Consider the following 14,843-nt stretch of genomic DNA (forward strand, 5'->3'; position numbering starts at 1 on the left):
TATCACCGTGGATACGGCAGAGGCCCCAAAACGGAATTGATGATGAAACTGTCTTTGCTGGGCCTGGCCATGGGCCTTGCCAGTCAGGCGGCCCTCGCCGCCCCCACCGCCCCGCCCCTACAGGACAAGCAGGCCTTTATCGAGCATCTGATCAGCCAGATGACCGAAGCCGAAAAAATCGGCCAGTTGCGCCTGATCAGCATCGGCCCGGAAATGCCCCGCGACAAGATCCGCGAGGAAATCGCCGCCGGCCGTATCGGTGGCACCTTCAACTCACGCACTGCCCCCGAAAACCGGCCGATGCAGGACGCGGCCATGCGCAGCCGCCTGAAGATCCCGATGTTCTTCGCCTACGACACCGTCCACGGCGAGCGCACCATCTTCCCGATCGGCCTGGGCATGGCCGCGACCTGGGACATGGAGGCCGTCGCCAAGGTCGGCCGCACCGCCGCGATCGAAGCCTCGGCCGACGCCCTGGACATGACGTTCGCGCCAATGGTGGATATCGCCCGTGACCCGCGCTGGGGCCGCACAAGCGAAGGTTTCGGCGAAGACACCTACCTGACTTCGAGAATCGGCCAGGTAATGGTGCGCTCGTTCCAGGGCAACAGCCCGGCCAACCCCGACAGCATCATGGCCATCGTCAAGCATTTCGCCTTGTATGGCGCCGTGGAAGGCGGGCGCGACTACAACACGGTCGATATGAGCCTGCCGAAAATGTACAACGACTACCTGCCACCCTATCGCGCCGCGCTCGATGCGGGTGCCGGTGGCGTGATGGTGGCGCTGAACTCGATCAACGGCGTACCGGCCACCTCCAACACCTGGCTGATGAACGACCTGCTGCGCAAGGAGTGGGGCTTCAAGGGCGTGACCATCAGCGACCACGGTGCCATCCAGGAGCTGATTCGCCACGGCGTCGCCCGTGACGGCCGTGAAGCCGCCAAGCTGGCGATCAAGGCCGGCATCGACATGAGCATGAACGATACCCTGTACGGCGAAGAGCTGCCGGGCCTGCTGAAGTCCGGCGAGGTGACCCAGCGCGAGCTGGACCAGGCGGTGCGTGAAGTGCTGGGTGCCAAGTACGACATGGGCCTGTTCAAGGACCCGTACGTGCGCATCGGCAAGGCCGAAACCGATCTGAAGGACTACTACGGCAACGACCGCCTGCACCGCGAAGCTGCGCGCGACGTGGCACGCCGCAGCCTGGTGCTGCTGGAAAACCGCAACCAGACCCTGCCGCTGAAAAAGGCCGGCACCATTGCCTTGGTCGGCCCGCTGGCCGATGCTCCGATCGACATGATGGGCAGCTGGGCCGCCGACGGTAAACCCGTCCACTCGGTGACCGTGCGCGAAGGCTTGCGCCGCGCCGTGGAAGGCAAGGCCAAGCTGGTCTACGCCAAAGGCTCCAACGTCACGGGCGACAAGGCGATCTTCGATTACCTGAACTTCCTCAACTTCGATGCCCCGGAAATCGTCGACGACCCACGCCCGCCTGCGGTGCTGATCGATGAAGCAATCAAGGCAGCCAAGCAATCCGACGTCGTGGTCGCAGTGGTCGGCGAGTCCCGCGGCATGTCCCACGAGTCGTCGAGCCGCACCACCCTGGAGATCCCGGCCAGCCAGCGCGAGCTGATCAAGGCGCTCAAGGCCACCGGCAAACCGCTGGTGCTGGTGCTGATGAACGGCCGGCCGCTGTCGATCAGCTGGGAGCGCGAGCAGGCCGACGCCATCCTGGAAACCTGGTTCGCCGGCACCGAAGGCGGCAATGCCATCGCCGACGTGCTGTTTGGCGACTACAACCCCTCCGGCAAGCTGGCCATTACCTTCCCACGGTCGGTGGGGCAGATCCCGATGTACTACAACCACACCCGCATCGGCCGGCCGTTCACGCCGGGCAAGCCGGGCAACTACACCTCGCAATACTTCGAAGAACCCAACGGGCCGCTTTATCCGTTCGGCTATGGCTTGAGCTACAGCAGCTTCGAGCTGTCAGGCCTGAACCTGTCGAGCAAGGATCTCAAGCGCGGCGATACGCTGGATGCCAAGGTAACGGTCAAGAACACCGGCAAGGTTGCAGGCGAGACGGTGGTGCAGCTGTACCTGCAGGATGTGTCGGCGTCGATGAGCCGCCCAGTGAAAGAGCTGAAAAACTTCCAGAAGCTGATGCTTGAACCGGGTGAAACCCGCACGTTGACCTTCCGCATCAGCGAGGACGACCTGAAGTTCTACAATGGCCAGTTGCAGCGGGTTGCCGAACCAGGGGAGTTCAATGTCCAGGTAGGGCTGGATTCCCAGGCGGTGCAGCAGCAGAGCTTTGAATTGCTTTGACTGAAAAAGGCCGCCTGTTCCGGCCTTTTCGCGGGTAAAACCGCGCCTACAGGTGCTGCAGAGTACCTGTAGGCGCGGGTTTACCCGCGAAGAGGCAGGCCCCGACATCCCACCACCGGATCCGCCCCCGATGCCCTTTTCCTTTCGCGCCCTGCGTCTGGGGCTGATCACCCTGCTGATCGTGCTGGGTACCGCACTCAGCGCCGGCTGGGCCATGCACCAGGCCAAGCGCCAGGCCATGGAAGACGACGCCAAGCGTGCCAGCCAGCAACTGGGCCTGTACGCCAACGCACTGCACACCCTGATCGATCGCTACCGTGCCCTCCCCGCCGTGCTGGCGCTGGACCCGGAGCTGATCGCAGCCTTGCGCGGCCCGGTCGACGAAAAGGTTCAGAACGCCCTGAACCTCAAGCTCGAACGCATCAATGGCGCCGCCAATTCCTCCACCCTCGAGCTGCTCGACCGCACCGGGCTGGCCATTGCCGCCAGCAACTGGCGGCTGCCCAGCAGCTACGTCGGCTCCAACTACGGTTTCCGCCCCTACTTCAAGCAAACCCGCAGCCAGGGCAGTGGCCGCTTCTATGCCGTGGGCGTGACCAGTGGCGTGCCGGGCTACTTCCTCGCCAGCGCGGTGAACGACGAGCACGGCCGATTCCTTGGCGCCATGGTGGTGAAGCTGGAGTTCCCCGAGCTGGAACGCGAATGGCGACAGGGCAACGATATCCTGTTGGTCAGCGACGCCCGCGGCATCACTTTCATCGCAAACCAGGATGGCTGGCGCTACCGCGAACTTCAGCCGCTCAGTGGCGCCGACCGTGCCGATCTGGCCGAAACCCGCCAGTACGACAAGCAACCGCTGGTGCCGCTACACCATCAGGTGCTGACGCGGTTTGCCCCCTACAGCACCCTTAGCCGCGTGCAAGGCCCCGAGGGTAGTACCGAGTACCTGTGGGAAAGCCTGCCGTTGGAAGGCGAAAACTGGACCTTGCACCTGCTGCGCAAACCGCAGGTCGCTGCCGACGGCCGTAATGCCGCGCTTGGCGCCGCCGCCGTCTGGCTGAGCCTGGTGTTCGCCGCCCTTTTCGTCAGCCAACGCCTGCGCCTGGCACGCCTGCGCCAGCGCAGCCGGCAAGAACTCGAACGCCAGGTCGAGGAGCGCACCCGCGAGCTGCGCACTGCCCAGGAAGGCCTGGTGCAATCAGCCAAGCTGGCCGCACTCGGGCAGATGTCGGCGGCCATGGCCCACGAAATCAACCAACCGCTGACCACCCAACGTATGCAGCTGGAAACCCTGCGCCTGCTGCTTGACCATGGTCGCCATGACGAAGCGCGGCAAGCGCTGGAGCCACTGGAACAGATGCTCACGCGCATGGCAGCACTTACCAGCCACCTGAAAACCTTTGCCCGCAACAGCCCGATGGGCCTGCGCGAACGCCTTGACCTGGCAACCGTAGTCGACCAGGCCTTGCATCTGCTGGAAGCGCGCCTTCGCAACGAGGAAGTGGAAGTGGCTCTGTACCTGGCACGCCCAGCCTGGGTACGCGGCGATGCCATCCGCCTGGAGCAGGTGCTGATAAACCTCCTGCACAATGCACTCGACGCCATGCTCGACAAGCGTTACAAACGCCTGGAGATCCGCATCGAACCCGACGAGGACCTATGGCGCCTGAGTGTGCTCGACTCGGGTGGCGGCATTGCCGAAGCCGACCTGGCCAAGGTCTTCGACCCGTTCTTCACCACCAAACCGGTGGGGGAAGGGCTAGGGCTGGGCCTGGCCATTTCCTACGGCATCGTCCACGAGGCCGGCGGCCAGCTGCGGGCCGAAAACCTGCCTGGCGGCGCGCGCCTGAGCCTTACCCTGCCCCGTGACCTGGAGCCTGTATGTTGAATTCGGTGATCGTCGTCGATGATGAAGCTAGTATCCGCACTGCTGTCGAGCAATGGCTGAGCCTGTCTGGCTTCAGCGTGGAGTTGTTCGCTCGCGCCGAAGCGTGCCTGGCACACCTGCCGCAGCACTTCCCTGGGGTGATCATCAGCGATGTGCGCATGCCGGGCATGGATGGCCTGCAATTGCTCGAACGCCTGCAGGCGAACGACCCCGACCTGCCCGTAATTCTGCTGACCGGTCACGGTGATGTACCGATGGCGGTAGAAGCCATGCGCAGCGGGGCCTATGACTTCCTGGAAAAACCCTTCACGCCGCAAGACTTGCTGGGCAGCCTGCGCCGCGCCCTTGAAAAACGCCAGCTGGTGCTTGAGAACCGCCGGCTCCACGAGCAGGCCGACCTCAAGTCACGCCTGGAAGGCACGCTGCTGGGCATGTCCCAGGGCCTGCAACAGCTGCGCCGGCAAGTGCTGGACCTGGCCGGCCTGCCGGTGAACGTGTTGATCCGCGGTGAAACCGGCAGTGGCAAGGAGCGGGTGGCCCGCTGCCTGCACGACTTCGGCCCCCGTGCCGCCAAGCCCTTTGTAGCCCTTAACTGCGCGGCCATCCCCGAGTCGCTGTTCGAGGCCGAACTGTTCGGCCATGAGAGCGGCGCCTTCACGGGCGCCCAGGGTAAACGCATCGGCAAGCTGGAGTATGCCAACGGTGGCACCGTGTTCCTCGACGAAATCGAGAGCATGCCCCTGGCCCAACAGGCCAAGCTGTTGCGGGTGATACAGGAGCAGAAGTTGGAGCGCCTGGGGGCAAACCAGAGCATCAGCGTCGACCTGCGCATCATTGCTGCGACCAAGCCTGACCTGCTCGAGGAGGCTCGTGCCGGGCGCTTCCGCGAAGACCTGGCCTACCGCCTGAACGTCGCCGAATTGCGCCTGGCACCGCTGCGCGAGCGGCGGGAGGACATTCCGCTGCTGTTCGAACACTTTGCCCGTGCTGCCGGTGAAAAGCTTGGTCGCGCGGCCCCGCCGCTATCGGGTGCACAGCTGGCGCAGCTGCTGTCACATGACTGGCCTGGCAACGTGCGTGAACTGGCCAATGCGGCGGAGCGGCATGCGTTGGGGCTGGGTTCGCCAAATATCGAGGTGGCACCTGCCGGGCAGTCGCTGGGCGAGCAGATGGAAGCATTCGAGGCGCAATGCCTGCGTGCGGCCTTGCGTCAGCATGGGGGCGAGATCAAGTCGGTGATGGAGGCCTTGCAACTGCCTCGGCGCACGCTTAACGAGAAGATGCAACGGCATGGGCTGGTGCGCGAGGATTTTATTGGGCAGGCATGAGCGGAAATCCGCTTATGACCTGCACCTGATAGGCAAAAAACCGCTCATAAGCTCAAGGTTTTGGACTGCTTTGCAGCCCTTCGCGGTCAGGACCGCTCCTGCAAAGGGCGGCGCAACACCCACCGCTATGCCGGCTCGGGCTATTTGATGCCCTCAAATGAATCAGCCCGCACCCATTTGGCACACCTTCTGCAATTGCCTTGGCAAGCTGCGCCACGGCGCGCTCCACAAAAACAACGAGAAGGTATCCCTGATGGATAACGCCACCTCCCTGCCTGCCGGGGCGGCCACCGCGCCTGCCGCAGAAAAAACCACCGCCAGCCGCCTGAAGTCGATTTTCAGCGGGTCCATCGGCAACATGGTCGAATGGTACGACTGGTACGTCTACGCCGCATTCTCGCTGTACTTCGCCAAGGCCTTCTTCCCCGCCGGCGACTCCACCGCACAACTGCTCAATACCGCCGCGATCTTCGCCGTGGGCTTCCTGATGCGCCCGATCGGTGGCTGGCTGATGGGCCTGTACGCCGACCGCAAGGGCCGCAAGGCCGCGCTGATGGCGTCGGTCCTGCTCATGTGCGCAGGCTCGCTGGTCATCGCCCTGACCCCGGGTTACGAAACCATCGGCGTCGCCGCACCTGTCCTGCTGGTCATCGCGCGCCTGCTGCAGGGCCTGTCGGTGGGTGGTGAATACGGCACCTCGGCCACCTACCTCAGCGAAATGGCCAGCAAGGAGCGCCGTGGTTTCTTCTCCAGCTTCCAGTACGTGACCCTGATCTCCGGCCAGCTCATCGCCCTGGCGGTACTGATCGTCCTGCAACAGACCCTGACCACCGAGCAGCTGTACGCCTGGGGCTGGCGCGTGCCGTTCGTGATCGGTGCGCTGTGCGCCGTGGTGGCCCTGTACCTGCGTCGCGGCATGGAAGAAACCGCCTCGTTCACCAAGAAGGAAAAGGCCAAGGAAAGCCTGATGCGCACCCTGCTGCGTCACCCCAAGGAGCTGATGACCGTCGTCGGTCTGACCATGGGCGGCACCCTGGCCTTCTACACCTACACCACCTACATGCAGAAATACCTGGTCAACACCGTGGGCATGAGCATCAGTGACTCGACCACCATCTCGGCCGCCACGCTGTTCCTGTTCATGTGCCTGCAGCCGATGATCGGTGGTCTGTCCGACAAGATCGGCCGCCGTCCGATCCTGATCGCCTTCGGTGTGCTCGGCACCCTGTTCACCGTCCCCATCCTCAGCACCCTGCACACCATCCAGACCTGGTGGGGTGCGTTCTTCCTGATCATGGCCGCACTGATCATCGTAAGCGGCTATACCTCGATCAACGCCGTGGTCAAAGCCGAGCTGTTCCCTACCGAAATTCGCGCCCTGGGCGTTGGCCTGCCGTATGCCCTGACGGTGTCGATCTTCGGCGGCACCGCCGAATACGTGGCCCTGTGGTTCAAGAGCGCCGGGATGGAGAGCGGCTTCTACTGGTACGTCACCGCCTGTATCGCCTGCTCGCTGCTGGTTTACGCGACCATGAAAGACACCAAGCAGCACTCGCGGATTACCACTGAGTAACGCTGGCCTGGCAGTACTAAAAGGGGCGCCCCATTGCATGGAGCGCCCCTTTTCTATTCAGACTTTTCCTTCTTAACGCCCTATTAATTCCACCTTATCAAGCTGCAATGGCTGGCAGAACGTTGGCGCCCGCGCGAACGCTCCCAAGCCAGCCTTGCGGCCTGAAGCACGACATACGCGCCCAAATACATCGAACAAATGGATTATTTAGCACTATTTTTTGCGCTTTTTAATCAAATTATTCGGCGTAGGATTAAACCCATAGAAACAAACAACTCACAAACCCCTGGAGCAACGACCATGAAAAACAAACTGATCCTTACCCTGGCCCTCTCGGTTTTCGCAGCTGGCGCCTTCGCCGAAGATGGCTTCGACCGGACCGACGCTCACACCTTTGCCGCAGTTCAAACCCAGTCGCCCCGCTACGCTGAAGACGGCTTCGACCGCACCGGTGGCCAACGCTTCGCCGAAGACGGCTTCGACCGCACCGGCGGCCAGCGCTTCGCCGAAGACGGCTTCGACCGCACCGGTGGCCAACGCTTCGCTGAAGACGGCTTCGACCGCACCGGTGGCCAACGCTTCGCTGAAGACGGCTTCGACCGCACCGGTGGCCAACGCTTCGCTGAAGACGGCTTCGACCGCACCGGTGGCCAACGCTTCGCTGAAGACGGCTTCGACCGCACCAACGCGCACCGCATCAGCTGATACCTGATTGCGAGCACCCAGCCCGGCTTCGGCCGGGCTTGATCATTTGCAGGCGAGCTCAGGCTTGGCACACTAGGCACCTTGTCCACCAGGAGGTAGGGCCAACAAGCCCAGCACAGATGTATTACTACGAACCCGCCAAAGGCCACGGCCTGCCGCACGACCCGTTCAATGCCATCGTCGGTCCCCGCCCGATCGGCTGGATCTCCTCTCAGGACCGCGAAGGCCGCCTGAATCTGGCGCCTTACAGCTTCTTCAATGCGTTCAACTACATCCCGCCGATCATCGGTTTCTGCAGCGTCGGGCGCAAAGACAGCCTGAACAACATCGAGCAGACCGGTGAGTTCGTCTGGAACCTGGCCACCCGCCCACTGGCCGAGCAAATGAACCTGAGCTGCGCACCGGTCGCTGCCGAAGTGAACGAATTCGAATTGAGCGGCCTCACTGCCGCACCGTCTAGCATCGTCAAGGTGCCGCGCGTGGGTGAAACGCCGGTAGCCTTCGAGTGCAAGGTCAGCCAGATCGTCCAGCTCAAGCGGGCCGACCAGGAACAGGTGCCCAGCTGGCTGATCCTTGGAGAAGTGGTGGCGGTGCACATTGCCGAGCACCTGTTGAACAACGGCATCTACGATACCGCTGCCGCCGAGCCGATCCTGCGTGGGGGTGGCCCGGCGGATTATTTCGAGCTGGGCAACCTGTTCAAGATGGCCCGGCCGCCGGCCTGATCACCAGACCAGCTCACCCTCTTCGCTGACGCCCTGCAGGCGTTGCAGCTCGGCGGTGGCCGCCTCGTCGGCGGCCACGGCGCCCTTGAACACCTGCCCGTCGAGAACCTTGTGAAAGCGCGGCGCGCCGCCCATGCCCAAGGCTTTGACCGCGATGGCCGCGTGATAGCCGCCACCTTCCACCGGCACCATCGCCGATACCGCTTCGAAATGAGTGAATTCCCTACGTGCCATGTTGCTGTCCGGGTTGTTGAACAAGAGCGTCACTTTACCTCATCCACGCTCAGTCGAAGGTATGCAAGTCCAGGCTGCTGACCACCTGGGCCTGCACCAGTTCACCGAACACCTCCAGTGTCGGCGAAGCAAAGTAACCACTCATCGCCTGCTGGTCCTGCCAGCTTCCGCTGAGCAACCACAGGTCAGCATCAGCCTGAGAACGCTGCACGGTAAAACTCAGGCAACCCGGTGTACGCAGCGAGGGCTCGAGCAGGTCACGCAGGCGCGCGCCCAGCTCTGCCGAGCGCCCGCTGCTGGCACGGATGAAAGCAAGGTGGGTGACCGGTTGTTTAAGGGTCATTGCACAATCTCCTTGAAGCAGGCGGACGGAAAAGCCAGGCTGCCAAGGTTAGGCGCTCACCCGCGCGGCGCGTTAGGCCATTACTGCATGTCGATTGCCTGATCCTGCAGCGCGGCAGGATCAGGCAATCCACATGCAGCTTTCGACTAGCGCCCGTCTTTGCCCAAACCTATGCTGCGTCGGTCAGCAGAGGAAAGCCATCATGACCACCGCCACGTCCACCGAACCGACCCTGGAACTGCAGCGCCTGGAGCTGGCCGAGCTGATCAACCGCCATGCGGGCGAGCCCTTTGGTCCAGCATCGGCCATCGATGACCTGTACCTGGTGCGTTACACCGAAAATGTACGTTCTGTACCCACCCTGGCGCAGCCTGCCCTGTGCATCCTTGCCCAGGGCAGCAAAAGCCTGTTCCTGGGTGACGAGCAGTACGCCTACGACCCACTGCATTACATGGTCGTTTCGGTGACCTTGCCACTCAGCGCCGTGAGGCTGGATGCCAGCCCCGAGAACCCAAGCCTGGGCCTGCGCATGGACCTGGACCCGGCGGAGATCAGCCAACTGATCGCCGAGAGCGGGCCAATGCTGGTACCCAATCGACCTTCCGGCCGTGGTTTGTATGTGGAAAGGACAGATGCCGCGTTACTCGATGCCCTGCTGCGGTTGCTGCGGCTGCTGGACACCCCTCGCGACATCGCAATGCTGGCGCCGCTGTTCCGCCGCGAGATTCTCTACCGCCTGCTGCGTGGGCCGCAGGGTTACCGGCTGTATGAAATTGCCTTGGCCAACAGCCAGACCCACCGGGTTTGCCAGGCCATCACTTGGCTCAACAACAACTTCCAACAACCGCTGCGTATCGAGGACCTGGCCCGTGAGGTCAACCTCAGCACCTCGACCTTGCACCACCGCTTCAAGGCCGTGACCTCGATGAGCCCGCTTCAGTACCAGAAGCAGCTGCGCCTGCAGGAGGCGCGGCGGCTGATGTTGAACGACGGGCTGGAGGCGGCGGTGGCGGCTTATCGGGTGGGTTATGAAAGCCCGTCGCAGTTCAGCCGTGAATACAGCCGGCTTTACGGCGCGCCGCCGATTCGCGATGTGGCTCGGTTGCGGGCTACTGCGGTCTGAAGCTCAACATTCTCCTGCACCGGCGCTTTCGCGGGTAAACCCGCTCCTACAGGTTTTTGCACAGATGCGAAAATTGCGCGCTGCCTGCAGGCGCGAGAGGCCGAAACAGGCAATCGCAATGCTTCAACCCAACACCGCGGCCTGCCACTGATTCTGGTCCACCTGAATCAAGGTCGGCCCCTTGCGCTCCACCGCTTGCCCGAGCGCGGCCTGCAATTGGGCGATATCGGCCACGTTCTCTGCTGCCGCGCCCAACGCCCGCGCCACGCCGATGAAATCCGGGGTATGGATATCCACCCCGACTGGCTCGATCGCCCGATTGACCATGTATTTCTTGATTTCCTCGTACCCCTGGTTATTCCACAGCAGTACGATCAGCGGTACCTGCGCCTCCACTGCACTGGCCAGTTCCGGCAGGGTGAACTGCAAACCACCATCACCAATCAGGCACACCGCCGGAGCGCGTTCGACGGCTTGCTCGGCACTGCCCAACCAGGCGCCCATGGCTGCTGGCAACGCGTAACCCAAGGTGCCGTAACCGGTCGAGGCGTTGAACCAGCGGCGTGGCTGCTGCATGTCGAGTGTCAGGTTGCCGGTGTACACAGGTTGGGTCGAGTCGCCCACCAGAATCGCATCAGGCAGGCGCTCCAGTATGGCGCTCAGCAAACGTGTCTGGCTCAGGGTTGGCTGGTCCCAGTCTGCTGCCAGGACCTTGCGCAGGTCGGCCACGCGGGCCACGCCCCAAGTGCTTTCGTGCACTGGCTGCGGCTGGGCTTGCACGGCACCGAGCAGCGCTTCGGCTGCCAGCTCGGCATCGGCTACCAGCGCCAGCTCCGGCAGATAATTGCGCACGGTCTGGTCCGGGTCGATGTCAATACGCAGCAGCCTGCCCGGGATCTCGAAGCCTCCCTTGAAGGTCACGTCATAATCGGTTTCAGCCAGTTCGGTACCGATCGCCAGCACCACGTCGGCCTCGGCCACCAGCGCCCGTGTGGCGGGTAACGACTGGGTCGAGCCGATCTGCAATGGGTGGCTGGCTGGCAGCAAGCCTTTGGCATTGATGGTCAGCGCCACCGGGGCCTGAAGGTGTTCGGCCAGGCGTGCCAGCGCAGCGCCCGCAGCCAACGCCCCGCCACCGGCCAGAATCAGCGGCCGACGTGCACTGGCCAGTCGCTCAGCCATCTGCGCCACGGCCTGCGGTGCAGCCCCAGCCCGACTGCCACGTACAGGGCGGCCCGGCAGCAGGAAGTCGGCCGGTTCAACCAGCACATCGAGCGGGATTTCGATATGCACCGGGCGTGGCCGGGCACTGTCGAACACGGCAAATGCCCGGGCCAGCACCTGCGGCAAGTCGGCTGCACTCATCAGGGTGTGGGAAAACGCCGCCACCCCCGATACCAGCGCGGCTTGGTTGGGCAGCTCGTGCAACTTGCCACAGCCACCGCCCAGTTGGTCACGGGACTGCACGCTGGAAATCACCAGCATCGGGATCGAGTCGGCATAGGCCTGGCCCATGGCAGTGGTGATATTGGTCATGCCCGGGCCAGTGATGATGAAGCATACCCCGGGTTTGCCGCGGGTGCGCGCATAGCCGTCAGCCATGAACCCGGCACCTTGCTCATGACGCGGGGTGATGTGGCGAATGGAAGAGCCCGCCAGGCCACGATAGAGCTCCACGGTATGCACACCGGGGATGCCGAAGACATGATCGACGCCATAGCCTTCAAGGAGTTTGACCAGTACTTCGCCGCAGGTTGCCATCAGGGATCACCATGAATCTTGTTAGGTATGCCCTTATTGGACCCAAGCCACGGCTATCGCCACAATGTAAAAAAACACATACTAGCCATGTCCTTTGATCATGGCTTACTGCAATGAAACGTCTCCCGCCCCTGCCTGCCCTGCACACGTTTCTGGTCACCGCCCAGCACTGCAACTTCACCCGCGCCGGGCAGCAGTTGCATATCACCCAGGGCGCTGTCAGCCGCCAGATTGCAGCCCTCGAAGAACACCTCGGTTATGCCCTGTTCAAGCGCGAGGCGCGTGGGTTGAGCCTGACCCGTGAAGGCCTGGACTGGCTGCCACGGGTGCAGCAGGTGTTCGCCCTGATCGAACAAGGGGTGCGCGAGGTGGGTGAGCACAGCACTACCTTGCAGCTGAAGGCACCAACCTGCGTAATGCGCTGGCTGCTGCCGCGTCTGATGGAGTGGCAGGCACTGCGCCCGGACGTACCGGTGGAGCTGACCACGACCGTGCAGCACGGGGTGGATTTGCGGCGCGAGGGCTTCGATGCGGCAGTGGTCTACGGCGATGCACCGAACCACGGGCTGCAGGTGCGCAAGCTGTTCGATGAGCAGCTGACCCCTGTGTGCGCACCGTCACTGCGTGAAGGGCCGGTGCCGTTGCAGCAGGTGGAAGACCTGGCCAGGCACATGCTGCTGCATCCCTCGCGGGATGAACACGACTGGCGGTTGTGGTTGCAGGCGGCTGGAATGACGCTGGCCACGCATGGACCCAAACAGCATTTCGAGACACTGGACATGGCGATGGCCATGGCCTCGCAGGGGACTGGGGTGGCGATCGGCGATTGGTCGCTGATTGGCGATGACCTGCGCGGTGGGCGGTTGTGCATGCCGTTTGCGCTGAAGGTGCTGACAGGCAAGGGGTATTACCTGGTGAGCCAGGCCAGGAGCTTACCGCCCGGGCTGCTGGAACTGCTGGACTGGCTGGAGGGCCAGGCCAGCCTGTGACGGCCCTTTCGCAGGCGACTCAATAGCCGACTGTAAACCGTTGCCGCGAGTGTTTCGGCTTCTCCAGCTCATCCAGCATGGCAATCGCATAGTCGGCAAACGTGATCCAGCTCTTGCCGTCCGCACCGATCAACAGATGATCCTTGCCCAGCGCATAGTGACCTCTGCGCTCACCCTCAACGAACTCAGCCGAAGGCGAGAGGAAGGTCCAGTCCAGGTTCGGCTCGCGCCGCAGCGCCTCCAGAAAACGCACGCCGGCACTGGCCTCGGTTTTATACGCCTCTGGGAAATCCGGGCTGTCGATCACCCGATGCCCTGACGGCAGCAACAAGCTACCGGCGCCACCCACCACCAGCAGGCGCTTGACCCCGGCGCGCTTCACCGGCTCGATGATGGCGTGCGGCTGCATTGTCGAGAAATGCGCAGCACTCAACACAGCGTCCATACCTGCGACGGCTGCTTGCAGGGCCGCGCTATCCGTGGCATCCAGCGACTTGACGGTCACACCCTCTCGCCCTTCAAGCGTGGAAGGGTCGCGGGCAATGGCCAGTACACGGTGACCACGGCGCAGGGCCTCTTCCAGCAACTGGCTGCCAGCGCGGCCAGTGGCACCGATGATTGCGATCTTGCTCATGAAATACTCTCCATCAGTTGAACGAAATGACTGCCCTTGGCGACCTTCGCCGCCAGCGCCAGGGCTCTCGTCTGCCGGCTTCGGATAACGCCTTCCGGCAAACAATGCGCACAGCTTAGTTACCCGATTCGTCACAAAAAATGCGATGCTCAGACATAGTTTGTTTCTGAAATCGGGCAAATCATGGACCGTCTCAACGCCATGCGGGTATTCGTCACAGTCATCGACCTGGGCAGCCAGTCGGCGGCGGCGGATTATCTGCAATTATCGCGGCCGGTCGTGTCGCGCTACCTGGCAGAGTTGGAAGACTGGGTTGGCACGCGGCTGATGCAGCGAACCACGCGCAAGCTCAGCCTCACGGCAGCCGGCCAGGAAACCCTGCCTCGCTGCCGGCAACTGCTGGAACTGGCCGGCGACCTGCAGGCCGCCGTGCAGCAGCCGGAAGACGCACCAAGGGGGGCACTGCGTATCAGCGTCAGTACCTCATTCGGCCAGGCACAGCTGGTGGATGCAGTGGCCGCCTATGTGCGGCGCTTTCCTGACGTGAAGGTCGAACTGCAGATGCTCGACCGCACCGTCAACCTGGTGGACGAGCGCATCGACCTGGCCATTCGCACCAGCAATGACGTGGACCCCAGCCTCATCGCCCGGCGCCTGAGTGTGTGCCGCTCGGTCGTGTGCGCGGCACCCGCCTACCTGAATGAGCGAGGCACGCCGCAACGGGTTGAGGAACTGAGCCTGCACAACTGCCTGACCCATGCCTACTTCGGACACAGCTTGTGGCATTTCGCGGTAGCCGGCCAGCAGGTCGCCGTGCCCGTATCCGGAAACATCAGTGCCAACGAGGTGATGACCCTGCAAAGGGCTGCGCTGGCTGGCGCAGGTATCACCATGCTGCCAACCTACCAGGCCGCAGACGCCATACGCCGGGGTGAACTGGTGCGTCTGCTGCCTGAGGCCAAACCGCGTGAACTGAACCTGAATGCGGTGTATACGTCGCGCAAACACATGCCGGCGACCTTGCGCAGCATGCTGGATTTCCTGGTGCAGCGTTTCAAGGACGAACCGGCGTGGGATCGGGATCTATACTAGTGGCGTACACCCCTATCGCGGTCACGGGAGGTGAGCACCATGGGCATCAAATCCAGAAGAGTCGCCCTTGTCATGGCCCTTACCGCTGCCGCAGGGCTGTATGGCTCAGCCTGCTGG

At 63.0% G+C, this 14,843-nt stretch carries 13 protein-coding genes; 9 read left to right on the forward strand and 4 right to left on the reverse strand.

Annotated elements, in window-relative coordinates; all coding sequences use genetic code 11:
• Positions 1–39 precede the first annotated feature (39 nt).
• The 6 genes from bglX to LU682_RS24390 all read left to right on the forward strand — a co-directional run bounded on the left by bglX (position 40) and on the right by LU682_RS24390 (position 8,550).
• Positions 40–2,331 carry a beta-glucosidase BglX gene (gene bglX / locus LU682_RS24365; protein ID WP_060494942.1) on the forward strand — a complete coding sequence of 764 codons (2,292 nt, stop codon included), beginning with the start codon at positions 40–42 and terminating at the stop codon, positions 2,329–2,331.
• A 130-nt stretch (positions 2,332–2,461) separates the two neighbouring features.
• The gene (locus tag LU682_RS24370) at positions 2,462–4,219 is read left to right on the forward strand and encodes a sensor histidine kinase (protein ID WP_010952510.1); all 1,758 of its coding nucleotides are present in this window, start codon (positions 2,462–2,464) and stop codon (positions 4,217–4,219) included.
• The gene (locus tag LU682_RS24375) at positions 4,213–5,547 is read left to right on the forward strand and encodes a sigma-54-dependent transcriptional regulator (protein WP_010952509.1); all 1,335 of its coding nucleotides are present in this window, start codon (positions 4,213–4,215) and stop codon (positions 5,545–5,547) included. The genes LU682_RS24370 and LU682_RS24375 overlap by 7 nt, the downstream gene beginning before the upstream one ends.
• Positions 5,548–5,800: 253 nt before the next feature.
• On the forward strand, positions 5,801–7,120 hold the full coding sequence (locus LU682_RS24380; protein WP_010952508.1) for an MFS transporter: 1,320 nt from the start codon (positions 5,801–5,803) through the stop codon (positions 7,118–7,120).
• A 300-nt stretch (positions 7,121–7,420) separates the two neighbouring features.
• Positions 7,421–7,825: a hypothetical protein gene (locus LU682_RS24385; protein WP_049587354.1), complete on the forward strand. Its 405-nt coding sequence runs from the start codon at positions 7,421–7,423 to the stop codon at positions 7,823–7,825.
• 119 nt (positions 7,826–7,944) lie between these two features.
• The gene (locus LU682_RS24390; protein ID WP_010952506.1) at positions 7,945–8,550 is read left to right on the forward strand and encodes a flavin reductase family protein; all 606 of its coding nucleotides are present in this window, start codon (positions 7,945–7,947) and stop codon (positions 8,548–8,550) included.
• Here the strand turns inward: LU682_RS24390 and LU682_RS24395 are convergent, their stop codons facing one another.
• Together LU682_RS24395 and LU682_RS24400 are read right to left on the reverse strand one after the other, a co-directional pair.
• Positions 8,551–8,817, reverse strand: coding sequence for a hypothetical protein (locus LU682_RS24395; RefSeq protein ID WP_010952505.1), 267 nt, complete (start codon positions 8,815–8,817; stop codon positions 8,551–8,553).
• A gap of 16 nt (positions 8,818–8,833) precedes the next feature.
• Entirely contained in the window at positions 8,834–9,127 is a 294-nt protein-coding gene (locus LU682_RS24400) for a putative quinol monooxygenase (protein ID WP_010952504.1), read from the reverse strand.
• A gap of 202 nt (positions 9,128–9,329) precedes the next feature.
• Here LU682_RS24400 and LU682_RS24405 point away from each other — a divergent pair, with 202 nt between their 5' ends.
• On the forward strand, positions 9,330–10,250 hold the full coding sequence (locus LU682_RS24405) for an AraC family transcriptional regulator (protein ID WP_010952503.1): 921 nt from the start codon (positions 9,330–9,332) through the stop codon (positions 10,248–10,250).
• Between the two features lie 123 nt (positions 10,251–10,373).
• Here the strand turns inward: LU682_RS24405 and LU682_RS24410 are convergent, their stop codons facing one another.
• Positions 10,374–12,011, reverse strand: coding sequence for a 5-guanidino-2-oxopentanoate decarboxylase (locus LU682_RS24410; protein WP_060488862.1), 1,638 nt, complete (start codon positions 12,009–12,011; stop codon positions 10,374–10,376).
• 113 nt (positions 12,012–12,124) lie between these two features.
• Between LU682_RS24410 and LU682_RS24415 the strand changes: the two genes are divergently transcribed.
• On the forward strand, positions 12,125–13,000 hold the full coding sequence (locus tag LU682_RS24415; RefSeq protein ID WP_010952501.1) for a LysR substrate-binding domain-containing protein: 876 nt from the start codon (positions 12,125–12,127) through the stop codon (positions 12,998–13,000).
• Positions 13,001–13,019: 19 nt separating this feature from the next.
• On the opposite strand, the gene LU682_RS24420 is transcribed toward LU682_RS24415, so the two are convergent.
• Complete coding sequence (locus tag LU682_RS24420; RefSeq protein WP_010952500.1) at positions 13,020–13,634, reverse strand: NAD(P)-dependent oxidoreductase; 615 nt, start codon at positions 13,632–13,634, stop codon at positions 13,020–13,022.
• A 183-nt stretch (positions 13,635–13,817) separates the two neighbouring features.
• Here LU682_RS24420 and LU682_RS24425 point away from each other — a divergent pair, with 183 nt between their 5' ends.
• On the forward strand, positions 13,818–14,726 hold the full coding sequence (locus LU682_RS24425) for a LysR family transcriptional regulator (RefSeq protein ID WP_010952499.1): 909 nt from the start codon (positions 13,818–13,820) through the stop codon (positions 14,724–14,726).
• Positions 14,727–14,843 lie beyond the last annotated feature (117 nt).

This window comes from Pseudomonas alloputida, assembly GCF_021283545.2.
GTDB lineage: Bacteria > Pseudomonadota > Gammaproteobacteria > Pseudomonadales > Pseudomonadaceae > Aquipseudomonas > Aquipseudomonas alloputida.

Excerpts from the sequence above, each read along its gene's own strand:
- bglX (WP_060494942.1), top strand. The coding sequence starts at position 40 with ATGATGAAACTGTCTTTGCTGGGCCTGGCCATGGGCCTTGCCAGTCAG.
- LU682_RS24370 (WP_010952510.1), top strand. The coding sequence starts at position 2,462 with ATGCCCTTTTCCTTTCGCGCCCTGCGTCTGGGGCTGATCACCCTGCTG.
- LU682_RS24375 (WP_010952509.1), top strand. The coding sequence starts at position 4,213 with ATGTTGAATTCGGTGATCGTCGTCGATGATGAAGCTAGTATCCGCACT.
- LU682_RS24380 (WP_010952508.1), top strand. The coding sequence starts at position 5,801 with ATGGATAACGCCACCTCCCTGCCTGCCGGGGCGGCCACCGCGCCTGCC.
- LU682_RS24385 (WP_049587354.1), top strand. The coding sequence starts at position 7,421 with ATGAAAAACAAACTGATCCTTACCCTGGCCCTCTCGGTTTTCGCAGCT.
- LU682_RS24390 (WP_010952506.1), top strand. The coding sequence starts at position 7,945 with ATGTATTACTACGAACCCGCCAAAGGCCACGGCCTGCCGCACGACCCG.
- LU682_RS24400 (WP_010952504.1), bottom strand. The coding sequence starts at position 9,127 with ATGACCCTTAAACAACCGGTCACCCACCTTGCTTTCATCCGTGCCAGC.
- LU682_RS24405 (WP_010952503.1), top strand. The coding sequence starts at position 9,330 with ATGACCACCGCCACGTCCACCGAACCGACCCTGGAACTGCAGCGCCTG.
- LU682_RS24410 (WP_060488862.1), bottom strand. The coding sequence starts at position 12,011 with ATGGCAACCTGCGGCGAAGTACTGGTCAAACTCCTTGAAGGCTATGGC.
- LU682_RS24415 (WP_010952501.1), top strand. The coding sequence starts at position 12,125 with ATGAAACGTCTCCCGCCCCTGCCTGCCCTGCACACGTTTCTGGTCACC.
- LU682_RS24420 (WP_010952500.1), bottom strand. The coding sequence starts at position 13,634 with ATGAGCAAGATCGCAATCATCGGTGCCACTGGCCGCGCTGGCAGCCAG.
- LU682_RS24425 (WP_010952499.1), top strand. The coding sequence starts at position 13,818 with ATGGACCGTCTCAACGCCATGCGGGTATTCGTCACAGTCATCGACCTG.